24 protein-coding genes are annotated in these 22056 nt (G+C 70.5%); 9 read left to right on the top strand and 15 right to left on the bottom strand.

What is annotated here, in order from left to right; translation table 11 throughout:
* Nucleotides 1-19: 19 nt before the first annotated feature.
* The 6 genes from AC1HIL_RS38390 to AC1HIL_RS38365 are packed head-to-tail and all read right to left on the bottom strand — an operon-like array spanning nucleotide 20 to nucleotide 5121.
* A complete protein-coding gene (locus tag AC1HIL_RS38390) occupies nucleotides 20-886 on the bottom strand; it encodes an ABC transporter permease (RefSeq protein WP_479669621.1) in 867 nt (288 codons plus the stop codon).
* Between the two features lie 16 nt (nucleotides 887-902).
* Nucleotides 903-1721, bottom strand: a complete 819-nt coding sequence (locus AC1HIL_RS38385) for an ABC transporter ATP-binding protein (protein WP_261206264.1) — start codon at nucleotides 1719-1721, stop codon at nucleotides 903-905.
* On the bottom strand, nucleotides 1718-2509 hold the full coding sequence (locus AC1HIL_RS38380) for an alpha/beta fold hydrolase (protein WP_479669622.1): 792 nt from the start codon (nucleotides 2507-2509) through the stop codon (nucleotides 1718-1720). The genes AC1HIL_RS38385 and AC1HIL_RS38380 overlap by 4 nt, the downstream gene beginning before the upstream one ends.
* Nucleotides 2506-2922 carry a VOC family protein gene (locus AC1HIL_RS38375; RefSeq protein ID WP_479669623.1) on the bottom strand — a complete coding sequence of 139 codons (417 nt, stop codon included), beginning with the start codon at nucleotides 2920-2922 and terminating at the stop codon, nucleotides 2506-2508. The genes AC1HIL_RS38380 and AC1HIL_RS38375 overlap by 4 nt, the downstream gene beginning before the upstream one ends.
* Before the next feature lie 4 nt (nucleotides 2923-2926).
* Entirely contained in the window at nucleotides 2927-4528 is a 1602-nt protein-coding gene (locus AC1HIL_RS38370) for an FAD-dependent monooxygenase (RefSeq protein ID WP_057590000.1), read from the bottom strand.
* A gap of 2 nt (nucleotides 4529-4530) precedes the next feature.
* Nucleotides 4531-5121: a GAF domain-containing protein gene (locus tag AC1HIL_RS38365; RefSeq protein WP_479669624.1), complete on the bottom strand. Its 591-nt coding sequence runs from the start codon at nucleotides 5119-5121 to the stop codon at nucleotides 4531-4533.
* Between the two features lie 69 nt (nucleotides 5122-5190).
* Between AC1HIL_RS38365 and AC1HIL_RS38360 the strand changes: the two genes are divergently transcribed.
* The 3 genes from AC1HIL_RS38360 (at nucleotide 5191) to AC1HIL_RS38350 (ending at nucleotide 9984) form a co-directional block, all read left to right on the top strand.
* On the top strand, nucleotides 5191-6168 hold the full coding sequence (locus AC1HIL_RS38360; RefSeq protein ID WP_208509359.1) for a LysR family transcriptional regulator: 978 nt from the start codon (nucleotides 5191-5193) through the stop codon (nucleotides 6166-6168).
* A gap of 133 nt (nucleotides 6169-6301) precedes the next feature.
* A complete protein-coding gene (locus AC1HIL_RS38355) occupies nucleotides 6302-7462 on the top strand; it encodes a FecR domain-containing protein (protein ID WP_479669625.1) in 1161 nt (386 codons plus the stop codon).
* Nucleotides 7463-7542: 80 nt separating this feature from the next.
* Nucleotides 7543-9984, top strand: coding sequence for a TonB-dependent siderophore receptor (locus AC1HIL_RS38350; RefSeq protein WP_479669626.1), 2442 nt, complete (start codon nucleotides 7543-7545; stop codon nucleotides 9982-9984).
* 40 nt (nucleotides 9985-10024) lie between these two features.
* Here the strand turns inward: AC1HIL_RS38350 and AC1HIL_RS38345 are convergent, their stop codons facing one another.
* On the bottom strand, nucleotides 10025-10465 hold the full coding sequence (locus AC1HIL_RS38345; protein WP_479669627.1) for a hypothetical protein: 441 nt from the start codon (nucleotides 10463-10465) through the stop codon (nucleotides 10025-10027).
* Nucleotides 10466-10520: 55 nt separating this feature from the next.
* Between AC1HIL_RS38345 and AC1HIL_RS38340 the strand changes: the two genes are divergently transcribed.
* The gene (locus AC1HIL_RS38340; protein WP_479669628.1) at nucleotides 10521-10973 is read left to right on the top strand and encodes a PaaI family thioesterase; all 453 of its coding nucleotides are present in this window, start codon (nucleotides 10521-10523) and stop codon (nucleotides 10971-10973) included.
* A 9-nt stretch (nucleotides 10974-10982) separates the two neighbouring features.
* Here the strand turns inward: AC1HIL_RS38340 and AC1HIL_RS38335 are convergent, their stop codons facing one another.
* Genes AC1HIL_RS38335 through AC1HIL_RS38315 form a run of 5 tightly spaced genes read right to left on the bottom strand, consistent with a single transcriptional unit; the run spans nucleotide 10983 to nucleotide 15995 of the window.
* Complete coding sequence (locus AC1HIL_RS38335) at nucleotides 10983-11465, bottom strand: MarR family winged helix-turn-helix transcriptional regulator (protein ID WP_479669629.1); 483 nt, start codon at nucleotides 11463-11465, stop codon at nucleotides 10983-10985.
* 51 nt (nucleotides 11466-11516) lie between these two features.
* Complete coding sequence (locus tag AC1HIL_RS38330; RefSeq protein ID WP_479669630.1) at nucleotides 11517-13853, bottom strand: penicillin acylase family protein; 2337 nt, start codon at nucleotides 13851-13853, stop codon at nucleotides 11517-11519.
* The gene (locus AC1HIL_RS38325) at nucleotides 13850-14242 is read right to left on the bottom strand and encodes a Rid family hydrolase (RefSeq protein WP_057590009.1); all 393 of its coding nucleotides are present in this window, start codon (nucleotides 14240-14242) and stop codon (nucleotides 13850-13852) included. The genes AC1HIL_RS38330 and AC1HIL_RS38325 overlap by 4 nt, the downstream gene beginning before the upstream one ends.
* A 48-nt stretch (nucleotides 14243-14290) precedes the next feature.
* Nucleotides 14291-14992, bottom strand: a complete 702-nt coding sequence (locus AC1HIL_RS38320; RefSeq protein WP_296740814.1) for an aspartate/glutamate racemase family protein — start codon at nucleotides 14990-14992, stop codon at nucleotides 14291-14293.
* 13 nt (nucleotides 14993-15005) lie between these two features.
* Nucleotides 15006-15995, bottom strand: a complete 990-nt coding sequence (locus AC1HIL_RS38315) for a Bug family tripartite tricarboxylate transporter substrate binding protein (protein ID WP_422098674.1) — start codon at nucleotides 15993-15995, stop codon at nucleotides 15006-15008.
* Between the two features lie 60 nt (nucleotides 15996-16055).
* Here AC1HIL_RS38315 and AC1HIL_RS38310 point away from each other — a divergent pair, with 60 nt between their 5' ends.
* Entirely contained in the window at nucleotides 16056-17135 is a 1080-nt protein-coding gene (locus AC1HIL_RS38310) for a helix-turn-helix transcriptional regulator (protein WP_479672809.1), read from the top strand.
* Nucleotides 17136-17154: 19 nt separating this feature from the next.
* On the opposite strand, the gene AC1HIL_RS38305 is transcribed toward AC1HIL_RS38310, so the two are convergent.
* The gene (locus AC1HIL_RS38305) at nucleotides 17155-17559 is read right to left on the bottom strand and encodes a hypothetical protein (protein WP_261206297.1); all 405 of its coding nucleotides are present in this window, start codon (nucleotides 17557-17559) and stop codon (nucleotides 17155-17157) included.
* A gap of 245 nt (nucleotides 17560-17804) precedes the next feature.
* On the opposite strand from AC1HIL_RS38305, the gene AC1HIL_RS38300 reads away from it, so the two are divergent.
* The gene (locus AC1HIL_RS38300) at nucleotides 17805-18182 is read left to right on the top strand and encodes a helix-turn-helix domain-containing protein (protein ID WP_479669632.1); all 378 of its coding nucleotides are present in this window, start codon (nucleotides 17805-17807) and stop codon (nucleotides 18180-18182) included.
* Nucleotides 18183-18256: 74 nt separating this feature from the next.
* Here AC1HIL_RS38300 and AC1HIL_RS38295 read toward each other — a convergent pair whose 3' ends face one another.
* Nucleotides 18257-18892, bottom strand: coding sequence for a TetR/AcrR family transcriptional regulator (locus tag AC1HIL_RS38295; RefSeq protein ID WP_057590036.1), 636 nt, complete (start codon nucleotides 18890-18892; stop codon nucleotides 18257-18259).
* A gap of 96 nt (nucleotides 18893-18988) precedes the next feature.
* Between AC1HIL_RS38295 and AC1HIL_RS38290 the strand changes: the two genes are divergently transcribed.
* A complete protein-coding gene (locus tag AC1HIL_RS38290) occupies nucleotides 18989-19564 on the top strand; it encodes a peroxiredoxin-like family protein (RefSeq protein ID WP_479669633.1) in 576 nt (191 codons plus the stop codon).
* A 19-nt stretch (nucleotides 19565-19583) separates the two neighbouring features.
* Here AC1HIL_RS38290 and AC1HIL_RS38285 read toward each other — a convergent pair whose 3' ends face one another.
* Nucleotides 19584-20492 (bottom strand): LysR family transcriptional regulator, encoded by a 909-nt coding sequence (locus tag AC1HIL_RS38285; RefSeq protein ID WP_208512720.1) that lies wholly within the window; start codon nucleotides 20490-20492, stop codon nucleotides 19584-19586.
* Nucleotides 20493-20634: 142 nt separating this feature from the next.
* On the opposite strand from AC1HIL_RS38285, the gene AC1HIL_RS38280 reads away from it, so the two are divergent.
* Complete coding sequence (locus AC1HIL_RS38280; protein WP_209542178.1) at nucleotides 20635-21186, top strand: cupin domain-containing protein; 552 nt, start codon at nucleotides 20635-20637, stop codon at nucleotides 21184-21186.
* A gap of 20 nt (nucleotides 21187-21206) precedes the next feature.
* Nucleotides 21207-22040 (top strand): alpha/beta fold hydrolase, encoded by an 834-nt coding sequence (locus AC1HIL_RS38275; protein ID WP_479672808.1) that lies wholly within the window; start codon nucleotides 21207-21209, stop codon nucleotides 22038-22040.
* Nucleotides 22041-22056: the final 16 nt, after the last annotated feature.

Genomic DNA, 22056 nt, shown 5'->3' with positions numbered 1-22056 from the left:
ATGTCTCGGGGGAAAAGAATCAGACGTTGACCGTGCGCTGCGAGGCATCGGCCGGCATCCAGTGCAGCACGCGTTGCTGCACGCGGCGCAAGGCAGTGGTCAGCGCGATGCCGATCACCGAGAGCACGACGCAGACGGCGAAGCTGCCGCCGCTGTCGGCCTGGGCTTCCATCTGCAGGATCAGCACGCCGAGCCCGGCCTGGGCACCGACGAACTCGCCCACCACGGCGCCGACCACGCTAAAGGCCGCGGCCATGTTGAGGCCCGCGAAGATGTAGGGCAGCGCGCTCGGAAACTTGGCCTTGCGGAAGATTTGCCACGGCGTGGCCGACAGCGAGCGCAGCAGGTCGATGCGGTCCGGGTCCACGGCCTTGAAGCCCGCGATGCTGGTCACCAGCACCGGGAAGAAGGTCAAGAGGCAGATGATCATCACCTTGGAGCTGATGCCGAAGCCCAGCCAGACCACGATGATCGGCGCCACCGCCACCTTGGGCACGCTCTGCAACGCGGCCACGTAGGGCTCGAGCAGGCGCTCGAGCCGCGGCATCTGCGAGACCACGATGCCGATCGCCAGCCCGATGCCGCCGCCGACGAAGAAGCCCAGCAGGATCTCGGCCAGCGTGATGCCGCCGTGGTACCAGAAGCCGTCCTTCGCGAACGGCCCGGTGGCGAGGCCGCGCCACAGCGCGATCGCGATGTCGCTGACCGGCGGCACCAGGTGCCTGGGCACCTTGAACAGCCGCACGGCCCCTTCCCACGAACCGAGCAGCGTGATCAGCAAGAGGATCGACTGCACGCGCGGCGAGGCCAGCGGGTTGGTGCGGCGCGCTCGCGGCGGCTTCGCCGCCAGCGGTGCGGCCTCGGAACTCAACAGGGCGGTGGTCATGGCGTCGGCCTTTCTCTCAATCGAAGGAAGCGGCATGCGAGAAGCGCTCGCGGATCGAGGCGGCCGCGGCGGCGAAGGCCGGATGCGACATCGCCTCCATGCCGCGCGGGCGCGGCAGGTCGATGGGCAACACGCGCTCGAGCATGCCGGGGCGCGGCGACATCACGAACACGCGGTCGCCGAGGAACACGGCCTCGGGAATGGAGTGCGTGATCAGCACCACGGTCTTGCCGCTCTCCATCCAGATGCGCTGCAGCTCGAGGTTCATGCGCTCGCGCGTCATCGCGTCGAGCGCGCCGAAGGGCTCGTCCATCAGCAGGATCTTGGGGTCGTGCAGCAGCGCCCGCGCGATGGAAGCGCGCTGCTGCATGCCGCCGCTGAGCTGGCGCGGCAGCTTGTGCTCGAAGCCCTCGAGCCGCACCATCGCGAGCAGCTGCATCGCGCGCTCGCGCGCCTTCGCCTTGTCGAGGCCCAGCACCTCGGCCGGCAGCATCACGTTCTCGAGGATGCTGCGCCAGGGCAGCAGGATCGAGCTCTGGAACACCACGCCCACGTCGCGCCGCGTGCCGCGGATCGGCTGGCCGTCGAGCAGCACGGTGCCGACCTCGTAGTCGAGCAGGCCGGCCAGGATGCGCAGCAGCGTGCTCTTGCCGCAGCCGCTCGGGCCGACGATGGTGACGAAGGAGCCCTGGCGGATGCCGAAGTCGATCTGCTTCAGTGCGAGCACGCCTTCGCTGCCGCCGCCGAAGGTCTTCGACAGGCCCTCGACGCGGATGTAGTCCTCCTTGCCGGCGGGTGCGGCGGGGACGGTCTCGGGCTCCAGGACGGCATTCATGCGTGGACTCCTTCGGGGTTCAGGAAACGGACCATGTGGCGCGCGAGCACCTCGGGCGCCTGCATCGCGGTCACGTGGCCGATGGCGGGCAGCAGCACGGCATCGGCGCCGCGGATGCGGCCGGCCATCGCGAGCGTCACGGTCGGCGGCACCACGCGGTCGAGTTCGCCGGCGAGCACCAGGGTCGGCGCGACGATGTCGGCCACGCCCTGCGGCAAGGTGGTGGCGACGGTCGCCATGCGTCGCGCCGAGCGTGCGGTCTCGGGCCGCGCGGCGGCGAACACGCGGCGCAGCTCGGGACGCTGCGCGAGAAAGGCCTCGGGAAAGAACCAGGTCGCGAGCTCCTCGGCCGTGCCCGGAAGGCCGCGGCGCAGCTCGGCCAGGCGGCGCGCATCGGGGCACAGCTCTTCATAGGGGCGCGGCAGCGGCCAGGTGCTGCCGAGCACGAGCCGGTCGACCGCGCGCGGATGCAGCAGCGCCAGCGCCTGCGCCACGCGGCCGCCGAAAGAGGAGCCGAACACATGCGCGCGCTTGAGGCCCAGCGCCTTCACGAGCTGCTGCGCGTCGTTCGCGAGGTCCGCGAGCGTGACGGCGCGCTCGGGCGCCTCGGTCTCGCCGCAGTCGCGCTGGTCGTAGGCGATCACGGTGAACTGCTTCGCCAGATGCGGCACCAGCGCGGCGAACATCTGGCGCGAGGCTTCCGCGCCATGCATCAGCAGCAGCGCCGGACCCTGGCCCACGCGGTCGAAGGCGATGCGGACCTCGCCGGCCTGCACGAATTCGGTCATGCCGCGTCCTCCCACGGTTCTTCCTCGCGGTCCAGCCAGAAGGTCATCTCGATCTTCAGTCCGCGCGGGTCGTGCAGAAAGAGCTGGTGGATGTCCCAGCCCGGGATCGGCGCCTCGGCAAAGGGCACGCCGAGCGCGCGCAGGTGCGCTCGCATCTCGCGCAGCCCGTGGGCGCGGAACGAGATGTGGTCGACATGGCCCGTGGGCGGCTGCGGCGGCGCATCGGCCGTCGCGAGATGGGCGAACAGGTGCACGATGGGCTGGCCTTCGGCATAGAGCCAGGCGCCGGGCGCGGGAATCTCGGGCCGGGCGCCGGCTTCCAGGCGCAGCACGCGCGTGTAGAAGTCCAGCAGCGGCGGCAGCTCCGCGGGCGTGCAGCGGATCGTGAAGTGGTGCAGCGCGGTGACGGGCATGGCGTCAGTCCAGCAGCTTCGACAGCACGGCCGACAGCTCGGCGGCCGGGTCCGTCGGCGTCCACGGCATGCGGAAGGCGACGTGGCCGTCGGGCCGTACCAGCACCGCGCCGTGCTGGCCCAGCAGCAGGCCATCCTTCTCGTGCGCGTCCTCGAGCTGGCGCGCCTGCACCACGCGGCCGTTGCGGCCCGACACCTGGCGCGCCGCCTCCATCCAGGCATCGGCGCGCGGACCGGCCACGAGCACGAACTCGCGGTCGAACCAGTCGAGCGTGCTGTGGCGTCGCGCGAGGTCCAGCCACAGGTGCGGAAAGCGCATGCCGGGCTTGTCGGCCGGCTCGTACCAGCGCGCGCGCATCACGTGGCGGCCGGTGCCGTCGGGGATCACGGCGCCGTCCTCGTAACAGAAGCCCAGCGACTGGCCGATGCTGTGGATGTGGTTGTCGCTGTCGCGGATCCAGAACTCGATGCGCTCGCGGTTGCCCGAGCGCAGCGCCTCGTCGCAATGGTTGAAGCGCATCGCGTTGTGCAGGCTGAAGTCGGCGTTCGATTCGGCGATCGGCCGGCGCTCGCTCTCGTAGCTGTCGAGCAGCCGCGCGCTGGCGCGCCCGCTGAGCACGAAGGCCAGCTTCCAGGCCAGGTTGTGCGCGTCCTGGATGCCCGAGTTCATGCCGTAGCCCCCATTGGGCGGAAAGCGGTGCGCCGAATCGCCGACCAGCAGCACGCGGCCGCGCCGGAAGTTCGCGGCCACCTGGCGGCTCATGCGCCACACCGAGCGGTTGATGACCTTCACCTCGAGGTTGGGCACGCCCGAGACGGTGCGCGCGAGCTGCACCACCTCGGCGTCGCTGCGCGCGCCGGTGCGCTCGTCGGTCTCGCGGCCCACGGGCAGCAGGTTGAGCCAGCGGTCCTTTCCGTTGGTGTTGAGCACGGTGGTGATCGGGTACGGCGACTCCTTGGCATAGACGCGCCAGCCGGCACAGGTGGCCGAGTCGCGCACCTGCGAGAGATCGGCCTGCCAGAACTCGTTGGCCATCACGGCCAGCGTGGCCGGCCCGCGCATCTCGATGTCGGCCTGGCGCCGCACCGAGCTCGCGGCGCCGTCGGCCGCGATCAGGTATCGGGCCTGCCAGGTCAGGGTCTCGCCGGTGTCGAGCCGGCGCCCCGTCACGGCGATGCCGTCGGCGCTCTCGGCGTAGTGCAGGAACTCGTGGCCGAACAGGAAGCGGCCGACCTCGCTCTTCTTGGCATGGGCGAGCAGCTCCTGCTCCACCGTGTCCTGCGACTGGATGATCTTCCAGCACGGCGAATGGCCGAGGTTCGGCTCGGGGTTGGTGCGGCCCCATTCGTGGCCGGTCATCGATTCGCAGAAGGCGAAGAAGTCGGCGCCGTCGGGCAGCGCATGGCGCTTCATCAGGCCGTCGATGCCCCACTGCCTAAAGATCTCCATCGTGCGCGTGTAGGTACCGCGCGCCTTCGGATGGTCGGTGGTGGTCGGGCTGCGCTCGAGCAGCACGAAGTCGACGCCGAAGCGCTGCAGCAGGATCGCCATCGACAGGCCCACGGGGCCGCCGCCGACGATCACGACGAGGTTCTTGGATTGCATGGTCAGGCCTTCACTTCAGGAGAGAGAGCGGGGAGATCGATCGGCACCGCGTCGGTGGCAAAGCGGTAGGCGAGGCCCGGCGCGACCGGCACCCAGCGCGCGGCGGCCAGCGCCAGCAGGCGGATGCCGAGCACCTCCTCGGGCTGCCAGCGCTCGCGGACGCCGAACACGTTGAAAGTGGCGAAGCACAGCGCGCCTTGCAGCAGCGGCACGTTGACCACGCTGCACAGGCCCGCGGGCCGCATCTGCTCGAAGTCGTCGAAGTGGCGCGCCAGCACCTGCGCGCCCTCGCCCACGAACACGCGGCCCTCGCGGAACAGGCGGTCGGTCCAGCTCGTGTGCGTCTTGCGCTTGGCGCCATTGACCGGGTAGCGGTGCGCCTCCGACGAATAGAAGCGGCGCAGCCGGATCTCGCCGGCCGGGTCGTCTTCGGTCGTCACGTTCTGCTGGATGCTGAAGATGCTGCCGGGCACGAGCTCGCGCCGGCAGCGATCGATCCGGCGCAGCGCCTCGTCGGCATCGCGCGCTGCGTCGAGCGCGCCGAGGAGATCGGCCAAGGTGGCCATGAGCGTCGTGGCGGTGGCTGCGGGCATGGAGAAAAGTCTAGGCCTCGCGATTCACCAAAGTGGACTAAATTCTGATCGGGCGATAACCTGACGGTTATGGCCTCCCCGACCGCCCGCGACCCCGCCGCCGACCTGCAGCACGCGCTGCTCTCGCGCCTCAAGCTGCGCCAGCTCTCGCTGCTGCAGGCCATCGACCGGCACCGCACGCTGGGCCGCGTGGCCGCCGAGATGCGGCTGAGCCAGCCCGCGATCACCAAGGCGCTGCGCGAAACCGAGGACATCTTCGGCAACCGGCTGTTCGAGCGCAGCAGCCGCGGCCTGGTGCCCACCGCGGCCGGCGAGGCGGTGCTGCACTACGCGCGGCGCTGGCTCGCCGAGCTCGAGGCCACCACGCGCGTGCTGACCTCGCTCGAGGCGGGCCGCGGCGGCCGGCTGCGCCTGGGCCTCACGCAGCAGGTGCCGCAGCAACTGCTGTCGGCCGCGCTCGCGCACCTGCTCGACCGCACGCCGCGCATGGCGGTGATGACGCGCGAGGGCACCACCGACGAACTGGTGGCCGGCCTGCTCGCGCGCGAGCTCGACTGCGCGATCGGCCGTTCGTACGACGGCGACGCCACCGGCCTGGTGCAGGAGGCGATCCACCAGCAGGAGCCCTGCCTGGTGGTGTCGGCCAAGAGCGCGAAGCGGCTCTCGCGCGGGCCGCTCGACTGGGCCCGGCTCGCGCAGCTCGACTGGATCCTGCCGCCGCCGAACACGCCGATGCGCCGCACCTACAACGCGATCTTCGTCGGCGCCGGCGTGCAGCCGCCGGTGCCGATGCTCGAGACCACCGCCATCCGCAGCATGGAAACCGTGCTGCGCACCGAGCCCAATGCCATCGCGATCCTCGCGCGCGACGTGGTGGCCGAGATGGAACAGGCCGGCCACTGGGCCGCGCTGCCCTACCGGCTGAGCTGGAACCTGCCGCCGGTGAGCTTCTTCACGCTGAAGGAACTGGAGGGGCAGCCGATGGTGCAGTCGCTGCGCGCGGTGGTGGTGGAGACGGCGCGCAAGATGCAGCGCAAGACGGGCTGACACGGCCGCTCCCTATAATTTCCGCTCCCTCTCCCGCGCCACGGATCAGCCGCCGCCACATCTCAGCCAAGACGGGAGTTCCCTGTTTCCACACCGGCTGAGGTGTACCGTGCTCGAGCGCTACCACAGAGAATTGCTGCGCTATTTCACCCGCAAGGCCGGCGATGGCGACACCGCCGCCGACCTCGTGCAGGAAGCCTACGCACGCGTGCTCGGCCACCAGGACGCGGGCGGCCTGATGCTCGAACCGCGCGCGCTGCTCTACCAGACCGGCCGCAACCTGCTCGGCGCCGACGAACGGCGCGCGCCGCGCGCGCTGGTCGAGCATGCATTGACGCTCATCGGCCGCATCCACCGCGGCAGCCCCGAGGCCGCCGACGCCGCGCAGGCCGAGCTGGGCCGCTGGCGCGCGCTGTCGCCCGCCAACGCCGATGCCGCGGCGAGCGCGCACCGGATCTGGAACGCGGTCGACGACGGCGCGCTGCGCGGCCAGTTGCCGATGCCGCCGAGCGCCGCGCAGGAACGGCGTGCGCGGCGCCGCACCATCGGCCTGCTGGGCGTGGCCGGCCTGGCCGCGCTGGCCAGTGCCGGCGGACGCTGGTACTGGCAGCAGCCGGTTTATGAGGCCGCCCCGAGCACCGGCCAGGCCCAGACCCTGGCCCATGCGCTGCCGGACGGCAGCACGCTCGACCTGGCGGCCAACACGGCGCTGCGTGTCGCGCTCTACCGCGACCGCCGCACGGTGCACCTGGCGCGCGGCGAGGCGCGCTTCGCGGTCGCGCGCGATGCCGAGCGCCCCTTCACCGTGAGCACCGACTGGGGCCGCGTGCGCGTGCTCGGCACCGTGTTCACGGTGTCGGTGCGCGAGGGCCGCATGCGCCTCGCGGTGGCCGAGGGCCGGGTCGCGGTCTGGGGGGCCGGGCAGGATGAGGCGGACGCCCCCAGCACCGTGCTGCAGGCCGGCGAGGCCATCGAGGCCGATGCGCGCGGGCTGGGCCCGCGCAGCAGCGTCGACGTCGGCGAGGTGGCCGACTGGCAGCAGGGCTGGCTGGTGTTCCGCAACACGCGCCTGCCCGAGGCCGTGGCGCGCTGGAACGACTACCTGCGCCAGCCGCTGCAGCTGGCCGACGACCCCGCGCTGCGCGAGCTGCGCGTGACCGGCAGCTACCGGCTGCGCGATCCGCAGGCCTTCGTGGGCGCGCTGCCGGTGATGCTGCCGGTGCGCACGCAGCGCCTGGCCGACGGCGGCACGCGGATCGTGGGCCATGCCGCCGGCACGGCGCGGCGGCCCTGAAAAAAAGTTTTGATTATTTTTGGGGGGTACGCGGCGTCTCGCTGGTCTTCTGTAGCAAACCAGCTCCAGGACCTTCGGACATGAACCAGCAGACCCCGCGGCGCCCCCGCATCGATTCCCTCCAGGCCGCGGCGCTCGCCTGCGCCATCGCCTCGGCCCTGCTCGCGATGGGCGGCCCCGCGCATGCGCAGGGCGCGCCGGCGGCATCGTCCGCCACCTTGCAGCTCGCACTGCCGGCCCAGCCGCTGGCCCAGAGCCTGGGCGTGCTGTCGCGCCAGTACGGCATCGCCATCGGCGGCGAGAGCTCGCTGCTCGAGGGCCGCACCGCGCCCGCGGTGCGCGGCGCCGTCACACTGCAGCAGGCGCTCGAGCGCGTGCTCGCGGGCAGCGGCCTGGGCTACGTGCGCAACGGCGACGCGGCCTTCACCGTGGTGCGCGCCTCGGCCGGCGACACCGGCGCGCTGCCGCCGATCGTGGTCACGGCCGGCGCCGAGGAAACCGCCACCGGCCATGTTCCCGGCTACAGCGCGCGGCGCGCCACCGCCGGCAGCAAGACCGACACGCCGATCATCGAGACGCCGCAATCGATCTCGGTGGTCACCTCCGACTTCATCGAGGCCACGGGCGCCACCCGGCTCAAGGAATCGCTGGCCTACACGCCGGGCATCAACGTCTCGCCCTGGGGCGCCGACTCGCGTTTCGACTGGACCATCCTGCGCGGCTTCGACGCGCAGGCGCCCGGCTACTACCTCGACGGCCTGCAGCTGCGCAACAACAACGGCTGGGCCATCTGGCAGACCGAGAGCTACGGCACCGAGCGCGTGGAGGTGCTGCGCGGCCCGAGCTCGGTGCTCTACGGGCAGAACGGCCCGGGCGGCATGATCAACGTGGTCAGCAAGCGCCCCACCGCGCAGCCGCTGCGCGAGCTGCAGCTGCAGTTCGGCGACAACGCGCGGCGCCAGATCGCGGGCGATTTCTCGGGTCCGCTCGATGCCGAAGGCAAGCTGCTCTACCGCCTCACGGGCCTGCTGCGCGATGCCAGCCTGCCGGCCAGCGGCCTGCCGAACGACCGCAGCTTCATCGCGCCCTCGCTGACCTGGAAGCCGTCGGGCGACACCTCGCTGACCCTGCTGTCGCACTACCTGCGCATCCGCGACGGCAGTTCCTACGGCAGCTTCCCCGAGGTCGGCACCCTGCTGCCCAATCCCAACGGCCAGTTCTCGCGCAAGACCTACGTCGGCGACCCGAACTTCGACCGCTTCAACCAGGACCAGTGGATGGTCGGCTACCTGTTCGAGCATCGCCTGAACGACACGCTGAGCTTTCGCCAGAACGCGCGCTACGGCTCGATCAAGGTCGACTACGGGCAGGTCTACAACCAGCCCAGCTTCGTCACCGTCGATGCCGACAACCCGGCCAGCCCCGCCAACTACCGCGTGCTGAGCCGCTTCCCGTTCGCGAGCAAGGAGGCCGCGCGCATCGCCTCGATCGACAACCAGCTGCAGGCGAAGCTGCGCTGGGGCGACTGGCAGCACACGCTGCTGGTCGGCCTCGACTACCAGCGCTCGCGCAACGACCAGCGCACCTCCAACAGCGGCACCGTGAGCGACATCGACGGCTACCTGCCGGTGAGCACCGGCCTCACCACCACCGCCGACCCGTGGTTCGATGCCCGCACCACGCTGTCGCAGACCGGCTTCTACCTGCAGGACCAGATCAAGTGGGGCGACTGGGTGGCCACGCTGGGCGGCCGCTACGACAGCGCGCGCGCCGTGTCCTTCAGCCACATCGACGGCTCGACCACGCGCATCGACGACCACAAGTTCACCAGCCGCGCGGGCCTGGTCTACCTGCATCCGAGCGGCTGGGCGCCCTACTTCAGCTACTCGGAGTCGTTCTCGCCCACGGTCACGGTCGACCCGCAGACCAACCAGCCCCTGAAGCCCGAGACCGGCCGCCAGTACGAGGTGGGCGTGCGCTACCAGCCCGCGGACCGCAAGGACAAGTACAGCGCCGCCGTGTTCGACCTGCGGCGCCAGAACTACATCACCTACGACGCCGACTACACGCCGCGCCAGACCGGCGAGATCCTGGTGCGCGGCCTCGAGCTCGAGGCCTCGTTCGAGCCCCTGCCGCGCATGAACGTGACGGCCGCCTACACCTACACACCCAAGGCCGAGGTCACGGCCAGCAGCACGCCCAGCGAGATCGGCAAGCAGATGCAGGCGGTGTCGCGCAACCAGCTCTCGGTGTGGGCCGACTACCGCTTCGCCAACGGCGTGAAGCTCGGCCTGGGCGCACGCTTCATGGGCTCGAACCGCGGCTACCAGCAGAGCACGCCGGTGCCCGTGCCCTCGTACACCGTGCTCGACGCGCTGCTGGGCTACGACTTCGAGCGCTGGAGCCTCGCGCTCAACCTGCGCAACCTGGGCAACCGCAACTACGTCGCGAACTGCAGCTCGGGCAGCTGTTACTACGGGGAGCCGCGCAAGGTGCTGGCGACGGCGACGTATCGCTGGTAGGTCGCGCCCTTCGCGGCGTTGACGGCACGATGCGGATCACTCAGCCAAGAACCCAGACCGCGAACGCCGCATCCGCCACCGCGAACGCCAGATCGACGAAGAAGATGAGCCGCATCGGCCCACGCAGCACCACCCAGCTGCCGGGCCGGCCGCGGCGATGCTGGCCCAGCATTTGGGCATTGACCGCGAACTGCGCCGCATGCACCAGCGCGAGCACGGCGGCCATCGAAGCGCGTTGCGCCGGCGTCTCGAACAGGCCGTGTCCCGCCAGCAGCATGAGGCACAACGCCAGCCAGGCCAGGTTCATCGCGCCGAGAAAACGCACGGCGCCGGCGATCGCGGGCAGCAGCGGCGATGCACGGTCCGTCTTCGCCACGAGCAGCCGCGCGGCACGCTGCGAGTCGAGGCAGAAGAAGCGCGCGCCCAGCGCGAACCAGGCGGCATTGAGCAGCAGAAGAACTGTCCAGACCGTGGATTGCACCGCAACGCCTTTGAGCTTGTTCGCGAAGCCGCGACTTTAGGTCAATAATGTTGACATGAAAAATCCACCCGCATCGACCCCTTCCTCGCCCGCCAAGGGCCTCGACGTCCTGCAAGCCATGATGGACGGACGCATCGAGCGCTCGGGCATCGCCCACACCATGCCGATGCAGCTCTCGGCAATCGAGGCCGGCAAGGTCAGCATGCGCGTCGCGCCCGACGAGCGGCATCTCAATCCCGCGGGCATGGTGCACGGTGGCTTCGCGGCCACCTGCCTCGACGGCGCCGCGGCGCTCGCGCTGTATTCGGCACTCGATGCGGGCACGGCCTATTCCACCGTCGACCTCAGCGTGAAGTACCTGCGGCCGCTGGCGCCGCACACCGAATACCTGGCCAGCGCCACCTTGGTCGAGCGCACGCGCTCACTGGGCATCTGCAATGCCGAGCTGCGCGGTGCGGATGGCAAGCTGCATGCGATGGCTTCCGCCACGCTGATGGTGAAGGGCTGAAAAAAAGGCCTAGATCTGCCGCGCCAATTCGAGCATGACCGTGCGCCAGGCCTGGCGTTCGCTTTCGCCGACCGACTTCAGCGCGCGCTCCATCGCCGCCGCCTCGTGCGCGGAAGCCTGCCGCTCGATGCGCGCGCCCTCGCGCGTGAGCCGCAGCAGCTTGCTGCGATGCTCGTGCGGGCTGCGCTCGGCCAGCACCAGCCCCCGTTCCTGCAGATGCTTGAGCGGCCGGTGCATCGCCTGCTTCGACACGCCCAGCAGCGCGATCAGCTGGCCGACCGCGATGCCGTCGGTGCGCGCGATCGCATAGAGCATGCGGTGATGGACGCGCGACAGGCCATGGCCGGCCAGGAACAGGTCGGCCTTCGCGACCAGGCCGCGGAACGCGAAATGCATCAGCAGCAGCGCGCCGTCGTCGGCGCGCGCTTCCTTGAGGCCGGCTTGCGCCACCTGCAGCAGATCGAAGATGTTCTCGGGGCGGGGGGCTGCCATGGGCTGGGCGATCGGAACGAAGAGACGACGGCCCGCCAGTCTAACGACGCCTCACTCGCGCAACACCAGCCGCTCGAGCTTCGGATCGGCCACGATCTCCGCCTCGGTGAAAGGCGGCGTCACGAGCTGCTTGCGCGAGAACAGCTGCAGCTGGTCGTCGTGGTGCGGCGAGGCCGGGTCGGTTGATTGACCGGCCGCCATCATCAGCTTCGCCACCAGCCGGCCCTGGTCCCAGGTCACGAGGTGCACGTAGGAGGTGCCGGCGATGATGTCGCCGAAGCCCTCGCGACCGAGCGGCGCGCCGTCGAGCGCGTTGAGCACGCCCTGCTCGCCCGAGCCGCCGTGCAGCGGCACGCGGCCTTGCGGCGTGGGACGCGCGAGCATGTCGCCCCAGCGCTCGTCGCCACGCAGGCCCAGCGCCGCCAGCGCCTGCGCCGTGTCGCGCACTGCGGCGACGAGGGCCGCGCTCACGGCCGGCGCGGTGGAGACCGCCCGCACGCGGTAGGGCCGCGCGCTGTCATAGGGCTCGGCGTAGAGGCCAGGCACCGATGCGAGCCGCGGGCCCAGCTCATGGAACAGCAGCGCGCCGCGGCTGTCCACGTCGTGCCGCCGGTCCCAGGCCGAGAGGATGCCGCAGGCCGCCTGCACCTGGGCATCGCCCTTCGCGCCCGCGCAGGCCCCGAGCACCGCATCGAGCGTGGTTTCCGCCAGGTAGTTGCGGTTGTCGAACACCATGCCGAGCGCCTCGGCGCTGTCGATGCGGCCGTCGCGCAGGCTCTCCTGGATCTGGCGCTGCGACATCAGCGTGCGCATGCCGGGCGGTGCCTTCGGGCTGCCGAGCAGCAGCGAATAGCCGTCGAGCTGCTGCCCCACCAGCGACAGGCTGTAGCTGTCGTTCGCGTTCTGCACGATGCCGCGCGTGGCGAGCGCGGGAATGCGGCTCGCGGGCGCGAGCTTCGGCCGGCCCTGCGCATCGCGCACGGCGCAGGCGCCTCGGCGGCCGTCGAGCGCGACCGGCACCGTCATGTCGTCGGGCGGCGGCACGGTCGCGCAGTCGCGCAGTGCCGCGTCGGCGATGTCCAGCAGCGGCCCCGACTCGATGTACATCGCGCGGCCCTGGCTGTCGCCCGCGATCAGGTGGGCGGTGATGCCGCGGTGGCCGGCCACCGCCTGCTCGAAGCCCGCGATGTCGCGCGCCTTCGCGACCGCGAGGATCTGGTCGAGCGCGCGCGCGTTCGCGACGCTCGGGTCGGTGATCGCATACCAGCCCGCGGCGCGCTCGCCATCGGCCGGCAGCCGGTAGAGCGGGCCGAGGTGCGACACGGGCAACTCGTGCTGTTGCGTGGCCACGCTGCCGTCGGCCTGGCGCACGCGCAGCGCCACGCGCTTCGTGCTCAGTTCGCGGCGCTGGCCGTCGACCGTGTACGAGGGCTTGTCGCCGTTGCGCACGTCGAGCGCGATCAGCAACGGATAGGTCACGGTCGACGGCGCCTCGATGCTCCACGCCAGGTGCTGCGTGAAACCCGAGAGCGGCAGCGGCAGGCCGAGGAAATCGGCGCCCATCACGTCGATCTCGCCGGGGATGCTCAGGTGCATCTGGTGCATCAGCAGCCAATGGCCCTGCCACAGCGTGTGCGGATTCGCGACCATGATCGATGCGCCCGTGCCCGTGGCCTCGGAGCCATAGGCCCAGGCATTGCTCGCCATGCGCTGCGCGGGCGGACGGTCTTCGGCGGCCTTGGCAACGGCCGGGGCGCCTAGGTGGTCCCAGGTCGAGGCGGCGGCATAGGGCGCGACGGCCAGCGCCTTCCACAGCGAGTTGACCTGCATGGTGGCGCGCACCACGTCGCTGGCGCGCATCTGCGGCGGCGCCGCGCCCTGGCAGGCAGTGGTGGCGGCCTCGGCGCCGATGTCGCGCAGCCGGCGGTTGAAACCGGCCGCATAGCCCTCGGCGAGGCCGCGCGCATCGGCCGAGAGATCGCGCCATGCGGCATCGACTTCTTCGTCGGACAGTTGCACGCGGTAGAACAGGTCGCTGTTCAAGTTCGAGGTCTGCAGGAACGCGACCAGCGATGCCCCGTCGGGCCCGAAGCGTTCCGACCGCTCGCCGCGCAAGGTGACCACGCGATCGGCCAGCAGGCACAGATGGTCGCGCGCGACCGCATAGCCGTAGCCATAGCCGAGCCCCGCGTAGTCGGCGGCCTTCACATGCGACAGGCCGTACTGCGTCCAGCGAATCTCCGCGTTGTATCTGTCCGGCGTTGCGGGCGGATTGCCGCCGACGGGGCCGGGCAGAAAACCGCCGCCGCCCCCATCGCCACCGCAGGCCGCGATCGCACTCGCGACCACGGCACCGCACGCCAGCGCGCGCAGCAGCGGCGCCTTCACCGCACGCCTCCGCCGGCGCCGTGGCTCTTGCGCGCGATCACCTGCATCTCGACCCAGGCCTTGGGCACCGCGATGCCGGCCAGCATCGCGGTGCCGGTGGGCTTGGTCGGCAGCACTTCGGACAACGTACGCACCACCGCGCCCAGGTGCTCGGCGCCCGCGATGATCAAGGTGTAATTGACGATCTGGTCGAGCCGCCCGCCGCAGGCCGCGAGGTAGCGCTCGATGTTGCGCATCATCAGCCGGGTCTGGTCCTCGGCGCTCTCGGCGAGCTGCTGCGTGTCGTAGTCCATGCCGATGGTGCCCGACACGAAGATCCAGTCGTCGTCGAACATCGCGCGGCTGTACGGTGCATTGACGAAGGGCAGCGGGAACTCGGCGGTCTGCATGCGGTGTCTCTCTTTCTGGCGATGGAATGAACGAAGGGAAGAAAAAAATCAGGCGCACAGCATCTCGCGCACGATGGCGCGCGCATGGATCTCGGTCGCATCGAAGATCGGTGCGCGGCAGCGCAGCCACGGCCTGGCGTAGCTCAGTTCGGAGCAGCCCAGTACCACGCCCTCGGCGCCGCGCGCCACCAACGCGTTGCACAAGGTCGAGACCATCAGGCCCTCGTCGCGGCCGGCCTCGCCGCGTGCCAGCGGCCCGAAGATCGCGGCATCGAGGGTGCGGCGCTGGGCCGCGTCGGGAAGCACCAGTTCGAAGCCCGTGCCCTCGCCGAGCAGGCGGCCGAAGAAGGGCGCGTCGAGCGCGAAGCTGGTGGCCAGCACACCCAGACGGCGCAGGCCCGGTCGCTCGGCGGCGACGGCATCGCCGGTCTCGCGCGCCACGTGCACCAGCGGCACGCCGGCCGCGGCCTGTACCTCGTCGGCCGCGAAATGGCCGGTGTTGGCGAGGATCGCGATCAGCTCGGCGCCCGCGGCGCGCGCCTGCCGCGCGGCCGTCTCCATCTGCGCGCGCGCATCGGCCGGCCGGCCCGCGGCCATGGCCGCGTGGATGCAGGCGAAGTCCAGGCTCACGATCACGCAGCGCGCCGAGTGCAGGCCGCCGAGTTCGCGCTGCACGCCTTCGTTGAGCAGCTTGTAGTAGCCGAGCGTGGAGGGCCACGCGACGCCTCCGATCAGGCCCGCGACTTTCATGATGGGAAGGCCCTCAGTCGAGCTTGAAGCCGAGCCGGCGGATCACCGGCGCATAGCGCGCGAGGTCGGCGTCGATGCGCGTCGCGAGCGCCTGCGGCCCGGTCTGGGCGGCCGGCTCGAAACCGAACACCAGCAGCTTCTCGACCACGTCGGGTTGATGCAGCGCCCAGTCCACGCCTTCGCTCACGCGCGCCACGATCTCGGGCGGCAGTCCTCGGGGCCCGACGATGCCGAACCAGACCGAGAAGTCCACGCCCTTGTAGCCCAGCTCCTCGAGCGTGGGCACCTCGGGCTGGCCCGAGAAGCGCCGCGACGACGCGAAGGCCAGGATCTTCGCGCGGCCCGCCTTCGCGAACTGCACATAGGGTGCGATACCGTCGAAGGCGGCGTCGATGTCGCCCGCGACCGTGGCCTGCGCAACCTCGGCGCTGCCCTTGTAGGGCACGCGCGTGCTCTGGATGCCGGCGCTGCGGTTGAACTCCTCGAGCGCCATCTGCGACAGGATCGCCGCCGCGCCGATGTTGACCTTGCCCGGCTCGGCCCGGGCGCGCTTCACGAGCTCGTGCACGTCGGCCACCGCGCCCGGCACGCCGGCGCGCACGATCACCGCGTTGGGCGAGGTGATCGCGAGCGCCACCGGCGTGAAGTCCTTGCGCGGGTCGTAGGGCAGGCGGTTGTAGAGCGAGGGGTTGAGCACGAAGGTCTGGTCGATCGACCACAGCAGCGTGTAGCCGTCGGGCTGCGCCTTCATCAGCTCCTGCGCGCCGATCAGCGTGTTGCCGCCGGGCTTGTTGTCGACCACGATCTGCTGGCCGAGCCGCTCCTGCAACTTCGCTGCGATGAGCCGTGCAGTCACGTCGGCGCCGCCACCCGCCACGAAGGGCACCACCAACCGGATCGGCCGCACGGGCCAGGCGGCCTGGGCCGCCGACAACGTCGGCAGCACCAGCGCCAGGGAGGCCGCCGCAAGCCCCAGAAACCGGCAGACACGTCGCACATTCATACCTAAACTCCGCGCTCGATCAAAGTGTTGCAACGCTAACGCCGCAGGGCAGGGTTTTCTATGCCGATCCGCTCGCAGACTGTGCCGATCCCGTCGCTGCTCCCGGCCATGCCCCCGGGTGCGCTGCCCGAGGACGACTTCAACGCCGCCCTGGTGCGGCTGCCGGTCGAGCGGCCGCTCGCGCTCGCGGGCCTGCATGACGGCGCGAGCCGCGAGGTGCGCTGGCCGCGCGACGGCGGCCGCATCCTGCGGCTGCGCACCACGCCCTGGGAGGGCGCGAGCGCGCTGTACTTCGACTTCCGACTCAACGACGACCTGCACGTGCAGCTGCCGCCTGGCGACGAACTGCTGGTCACCTTCTTCCTGGCCGGCCACGTCACGGGCCAGATCGGCAGCGCGCAGGGCCGCGCGCTCGACTTCCGCGTCGACCGCGCGCTGCTGCGCACGCCCAACCGCGACGGCGGCTACCTGATCCACATCCCGGGTGCCTGCCGCAACAACTTCGTGCAGTTCCGGCTGCGCCGCGCGCTGCTGCCGCGCTGGCTGCAGGCGTTGGGCGTGCAACTGCCGGCGCGGCAGATGGCCGAGCTGGTGGACCGCGACGACGGCCGCGTGCTGTGCAACGCGGCGCTCACGCCGCGCGTGCGCGACTGCCTCGCGCGCATCCGCGACGAACCCGCCGACCAGCCGGCCTTCGTGCCGCTGTTCCATGCGCGCGCCACCGAGCTGCTGACCTGCGTGCTGCTCGACCTGCACCAGTTGCTGCGTCCCGCGCGCTCGGGCGCCGAGGAAGGCGCCGACGACGCCGAGGCCACGGTGCGCCGGCTGCGCGCGCTGGTCGGCGAGGCGCCGGCACGCGCCTGGTCGGTCGACGAACTCGCGCGGCGCGTCGGCCTGCGCACGACCCGGCTGCAGGCGCAGGTGCGCGCGGCCGCGGGGCTTTCAGTGCATGGCCTGCTCGTCGACGAACGGCTCGCGCTCGCGGCGCGGCTGCTGCGCGACACGCAACTCGGCGTGCAGGCAGTGGCGGCCGAGGCCGGGTGGGAATGCCACGGGCGCTTCACGGCCGCGTTCCGGCGCCGGCACGGCATGACGCCGCGCGACTACCGGTTGCGTCATGCTGCGCCGCGAACGCACTGAGTGCGTCCAGCGACCAGCCTCAGATCTTGAACGACCGCAGCGCCTTCAAAGGCTGCGACTTCAAGGGCACGGCCTTCACCGCCCGCGCCTTGAACGGCAGCACCTTCGAAGGCAGCGCCTGGAGCGCTTGCCAACGCGAGGGCGGCGAGCGGCGCGCATAGACCAGCGCCGCTATCAGGCCAAGGCCCGTCAGGGCGGCGCCGCCCCAGGCAACGGCGGGACTGTGCAGCGCGCGGCCGAGGGCCGAGCGCTGGCGCTCGGGCTTCGCCGACGTGCCCGAGGCGGCGCGTTCCAGCGGGGTGATAGCGCGTGCAGTGTTGGGGTTTTCCTCGCCTTCCAAGACAGCTTGAGAGATCTCCAGCGGCGTGAGCGCATCGCCATTCGGTTCATTCGAAGCCTGGGTGGTGTGCGGTTGGATGGTCATGGGAAATCCTTTGCTTGTTCGATGATGGAGGAATCTGCTCCAAAACAAGACTCGCCCCTTCCCATCCATGCCGCGTACAGCGACGGCCCGACATTGGCGTAGGCCAAACGCCCGCCCGACGCCAGACCGTTCCGACGAGCATCGAGATGCTTGGAGGTATTTCCTGGAAAAACCTGGACCTCGGGCTCATGCACCCCTGAAGATCTCTGCCCGACGCTGCCAGAGCCTCGTGGATGCCAAGCTCGATGCGCAACACCTACAAGAATGGCATTTGGCACTCTTTAATCCGGTCAAGGATCAGGAAAATGGCATTTGGCCTGGCGCTCGCCACTGAGATCCTCCAAGCCCTGGGCCAGCGCATCCGTGCTCAGCGGCTTGCTCAAGAACTCCCCCAGCTTGAGCTGGCGCAGATGGCGGGGCTTTCGCTGGGCGCGCTGCGCAAGCTGGAAAGCAGCGGCCAGTCTTCATTGGAGACCCTGGTTCGCACGGTGTACGCGCTCGGGCTGGTGGACGAACTCGAAGATCTTTTCGTTCTCAAGCGCCAAACCATTGCGCAGATGGCGCAGGCGGAAGCGCTCGGCCAACGACGGCGTGCAACACGCCGAAGGCGGGGAAGCTCATGAAACATCCGACCATTCGCTACTGTGGCTGGAATGAGCGCTGATGACTGGCCCCGTTGGCCGCGGTGCCCGCACACTCAACCCGCTTCCAACCCCGCCAGCAACAACTGAAGACTCGCCTGGAATTCATCCTCCGCCGTGCTCCGCATCGCGGCGGAAGCCACGCCGATCAGTTGTGGAAAGCGATCGGCCGGTAGCGCGCGGAAGCGCGCAATGGTGTCCTCGGCCGATTCCGCCGCCTGCAGCGACAGCGGACCCGCCAGCTCGGCCTGCGCCATGCCCGTAACCAGCGCGGAGATCGCCCGGAAGGCCACCAGCAACCGCGTGTCCGAACGGCCGCTGCGCGCCAACGCGGCCAGCAGCGCCTCGGCCACCTCGAAGGCCGCCGGTGCTCGGCTGCGGCGGGTCAGGATCAGCGGAATCGCGTGGGGATGCGCACGCACCGCGCGCCACAGCGCGGTGGCGATGGCGCGCACCTCGTCGGCCCATGCGGCGTACGGCCCGCGATCCCAGGCCACCTCGGCGAGCACCGCCTCGATCACCAGCAGATCGATCGCCTCGCGCTGCGGCACGTAGTTGTAGAGCGTCATCGCACCCGTGCCCAGTTCGGCCGCGAGCGAGCGCATCGAGAGACCGGCGAGGCCCTCCCTGTCGAGCAAGCGCAGGGCGGCAGCCTGCAATTGCGCATGCGTGAATCTGGCGGGTCGGCCCATCGCTGCTCCATTGACTTTCTTCGGACGGGACGATTATAGTCGTTTACGTACATCGTACGTATTTGAATCTTTCACCGCCTTCCAGCAAGGAATCACATGAAGCTCACCCCGGGTTCCATCGCGCTGGCACTCGTTGCCCGGACGATCCTCGGCCAGTCCGTCCGCATCCCGAGCGACGGCGCGCCCTACCTGCACCTGCAGTTCCGCCGCTTCGCCGGCTGCCCGGTGTGCAACTTCCACCTGCGCACGATGAGCCTGCGCCAGCCGGAGATCGCCGCGGCCGGCGTGCGGCAGATCGTTTTCTTCCATTCGTCGCCCGAGGAGATGCTCGAGTACCAGGCCCAGCTTCCCTTCGACTGCATCGCGGATCCGACGAAGCGGTACTACCGCGCCTATGGCGTCGAGACCTCGTGGCGCGCGGTGCTGCATCCCGGGGTGTTCTGGAGCGGGCTGCGCTGGGTGCTGTCCACCGGCCGCTTCTACCGCAAGGCCGAGAACGGCATCCAGGGCCTGCCGGCGGACTTCCTGATCGACGCACGGGGCCGCGTGGTGGCCTGCAAGTACGGCCAGCATGCGGACGATCACTGGGAGGTGGACGACCTGCTGAAGCGGGTCGGCGATGCCGTGGCCCTGCCGGCGTCCGGCGCGCCGCGCCCGGGCACCGTCGGCTGAGCATCGCCCGGAGCGCGGCTCAGGCGTCGCGCGCGCAAGCCAGCATCAGCTCGCGCAGCCACTCGTGCGCCGGCGAGTGGTCGGTGCGCGGATGCCAGACCATGCGCACGTCGAACAGCGGCAGGTCCAGCGGCAGGTCGAAAGCCTCCACCTCGGCCATGCGCGACATGCGGCGCGCGAGCCGCGCCGGCACGCTGGCCACCATGTCGGAGGTCTCGAGCACGAAGGGCAGCGCGAGGAAGCTCGGCTTGATCATCTGCACGCGCCGGCGCAGGCCGTGCGGCTCGAGTGCGGCATCGATCTGCACGTTGTAGATCTGCGAGGCATCGGGCTCGATCGTCACGTGCGGCAGCGCGCAGAACGAAGGCACGTCGAGCGCCGCGCCATGCACGGGGTGCGAGCGCGCGGCCAGGCCCAGGAAGCGGTCGGAGAACAGCTTGCGGCCCTTGACGTAGGTGGGCGCGTTCGGGAAGTAGGTCAGCGCCAGGTCGAGCTCGCCGGCCGCCATCATCTCGCCGAAGTGGTGCGGGTTGGTCTGCAGCATGTGCACCCGCACGCCCGGCGCCTCCTGGCGGATGCGGCGCATGACCGAGGGCATCATCAGCAGGTCGATGTAGTCGATGACGATGAGCCGGAACACCTGCGTGGAGGTCGCGGGGTCGAAGCGCACGGGCTCGGTCAGGCGCTCGAGCGCGGCGATCGCCTCCTGCACGCGCGGCCACAGCACGAGCGCGAGTTCGGTCGGCATCCAGCCGGTGCCGGCGCGCATCAGCAGCTCGTCGCCCAGCAGGTCGCGCAGCTTGGCGAGCGACACGCTCATCGAAGACTGGCTCATCTCGAGCCGCTCGCCCGCGCGCGTGACGTGCCGCTCGCGCATCAGCGCATCGAAGGCACGCAGCAGGTTCAGGTCGAGGTCTTGCAGCTTCATCGGAGGCGATAGCGGGGGCGCAGGCGGGTAAACCCGCATGGATCATCACGAACGCGATGCCGGGCATCGGCGGCTTCGATGGACCGCGCGGCCGCGGCCTCGAATACTGGTGGCCATTATTCACTCCGCCAGAAAGATCGCCATGGCCATTCCCCAGATCCGTGTCACCCGCGAAGAGATGCGCCAGCGCGTCGCCTACTTCAAGGACCTCAAGGGTTTCGACGGCGGGCTGCCCGACAGCCGCCATCCGAGCGCCGAGCGCAAGCTCTACAACGCGGTGGGCTTCCAGCCGCCGCGCGGCAAGGGCGGCGACGAGGTGGTCTCGCCGGTCGGCGCGCAGGCGGCCGAGAACGCCGCCATCCGCATCAGCGAGGGCTTCAACCTCGGCTTCTGCGAAGCGAAGCCCGGCAAGGGCCCGATGATGCACAACCACGACACCAACGAGACCTTCATGCCGCTCACGGGCCGCTGGCGCTGTTCGTGGGAGCTCGACGGCCGCGAGGAGTATTTCGACGTCGGGCCGTGGGACATCTTCTCGTTCCCGGCCGGCGTCAACCGCCGCTTCGAGAACATCACGCACGAGGAGCCGGGCAAGACGCACTTCCTGATGTTCGTGATCGGCGGCAACGCGCCCGAGGCGGACTTCACCGAAGAAGCAAAGAAGACGCTGCGCGAAGAGGGCCTGCTGGCCTGATGCGCGCGACGGCCCACCGCATGACAACGATCGCCGAAGACCTGCCCGCGATGCCCGAGGCCCTGCGCCGCTTCGTCGCCGCGCAGCCCCTGCACCGCTTCACCGACACGCGGGGTTTGTCCTGGTCGCTGCGCGACAGCGGCGCGCGCGGCGACACGGCCACCGCCGAGCCGCCGCCGCTGGTCCTGCTGCCGGGCGCGCTGGGCAGCGGCGACAGCGCCTGGCGCATCGCGCAGGCCTTCGCCGCCGAGCGCCGCGTGCTGAGCATCACCTACCCGGGCGGCGTCGCGCCCGAGCTGCTCGCGCTCGGGCTCGAGGAACTGCTGCGCGAACGGCGCACCGGCGCGGTCGCACTCTGGGCCTCGTCGTACGGCGCCTGGTGGGCGCAGGCCTTCGCGTTGCGTTTCCCTGGCCGGGTGACGGCGCTGTGGCTCGGCAACACCTTCGTCGACGGACGTGACGTGGCGCAGCATCCGCTGTTCGATGCGCTCTGGCTCGCGGCCAGCGACAGCGCCACCGTGATCGCGCGCTGGGACCAGACGCTGCGCGCGCGGCCCGACGACCTGCTGCGCGCGGTGCAGCTGCACATGCTGCATGCCGGCCTGCCCGCTTCGGACTTCCATGGGCGGCTGCGCCAGGTGGCAGGCGCGGGCGAGCTGCCGGCACCGCATGCGATCGCCAACACCGTGGTCTTCGAGTGCGAGGACGACGCGATCATCGCGCCCGCGACCCGTGCCCGCGTGCGGGCGCGCTATCCGAAGGCTCGCCATCTCGCGCAGGCGCAGGGCGGCCACTACCCGCACATCGTCAAGGCCGAGCTGCTGGTCGAGCGCATGCGCGACTGGCTGCAATGACCACACCCATCACACC

The sequence above is a fragment of the Variovorax sp. ISS6 genome (assembly GCF_056523145.1).
Note: the sequence above shows the minus strand (reverse complement) of the source record. Positions and strands in the feature narration are given on the sequence as shown.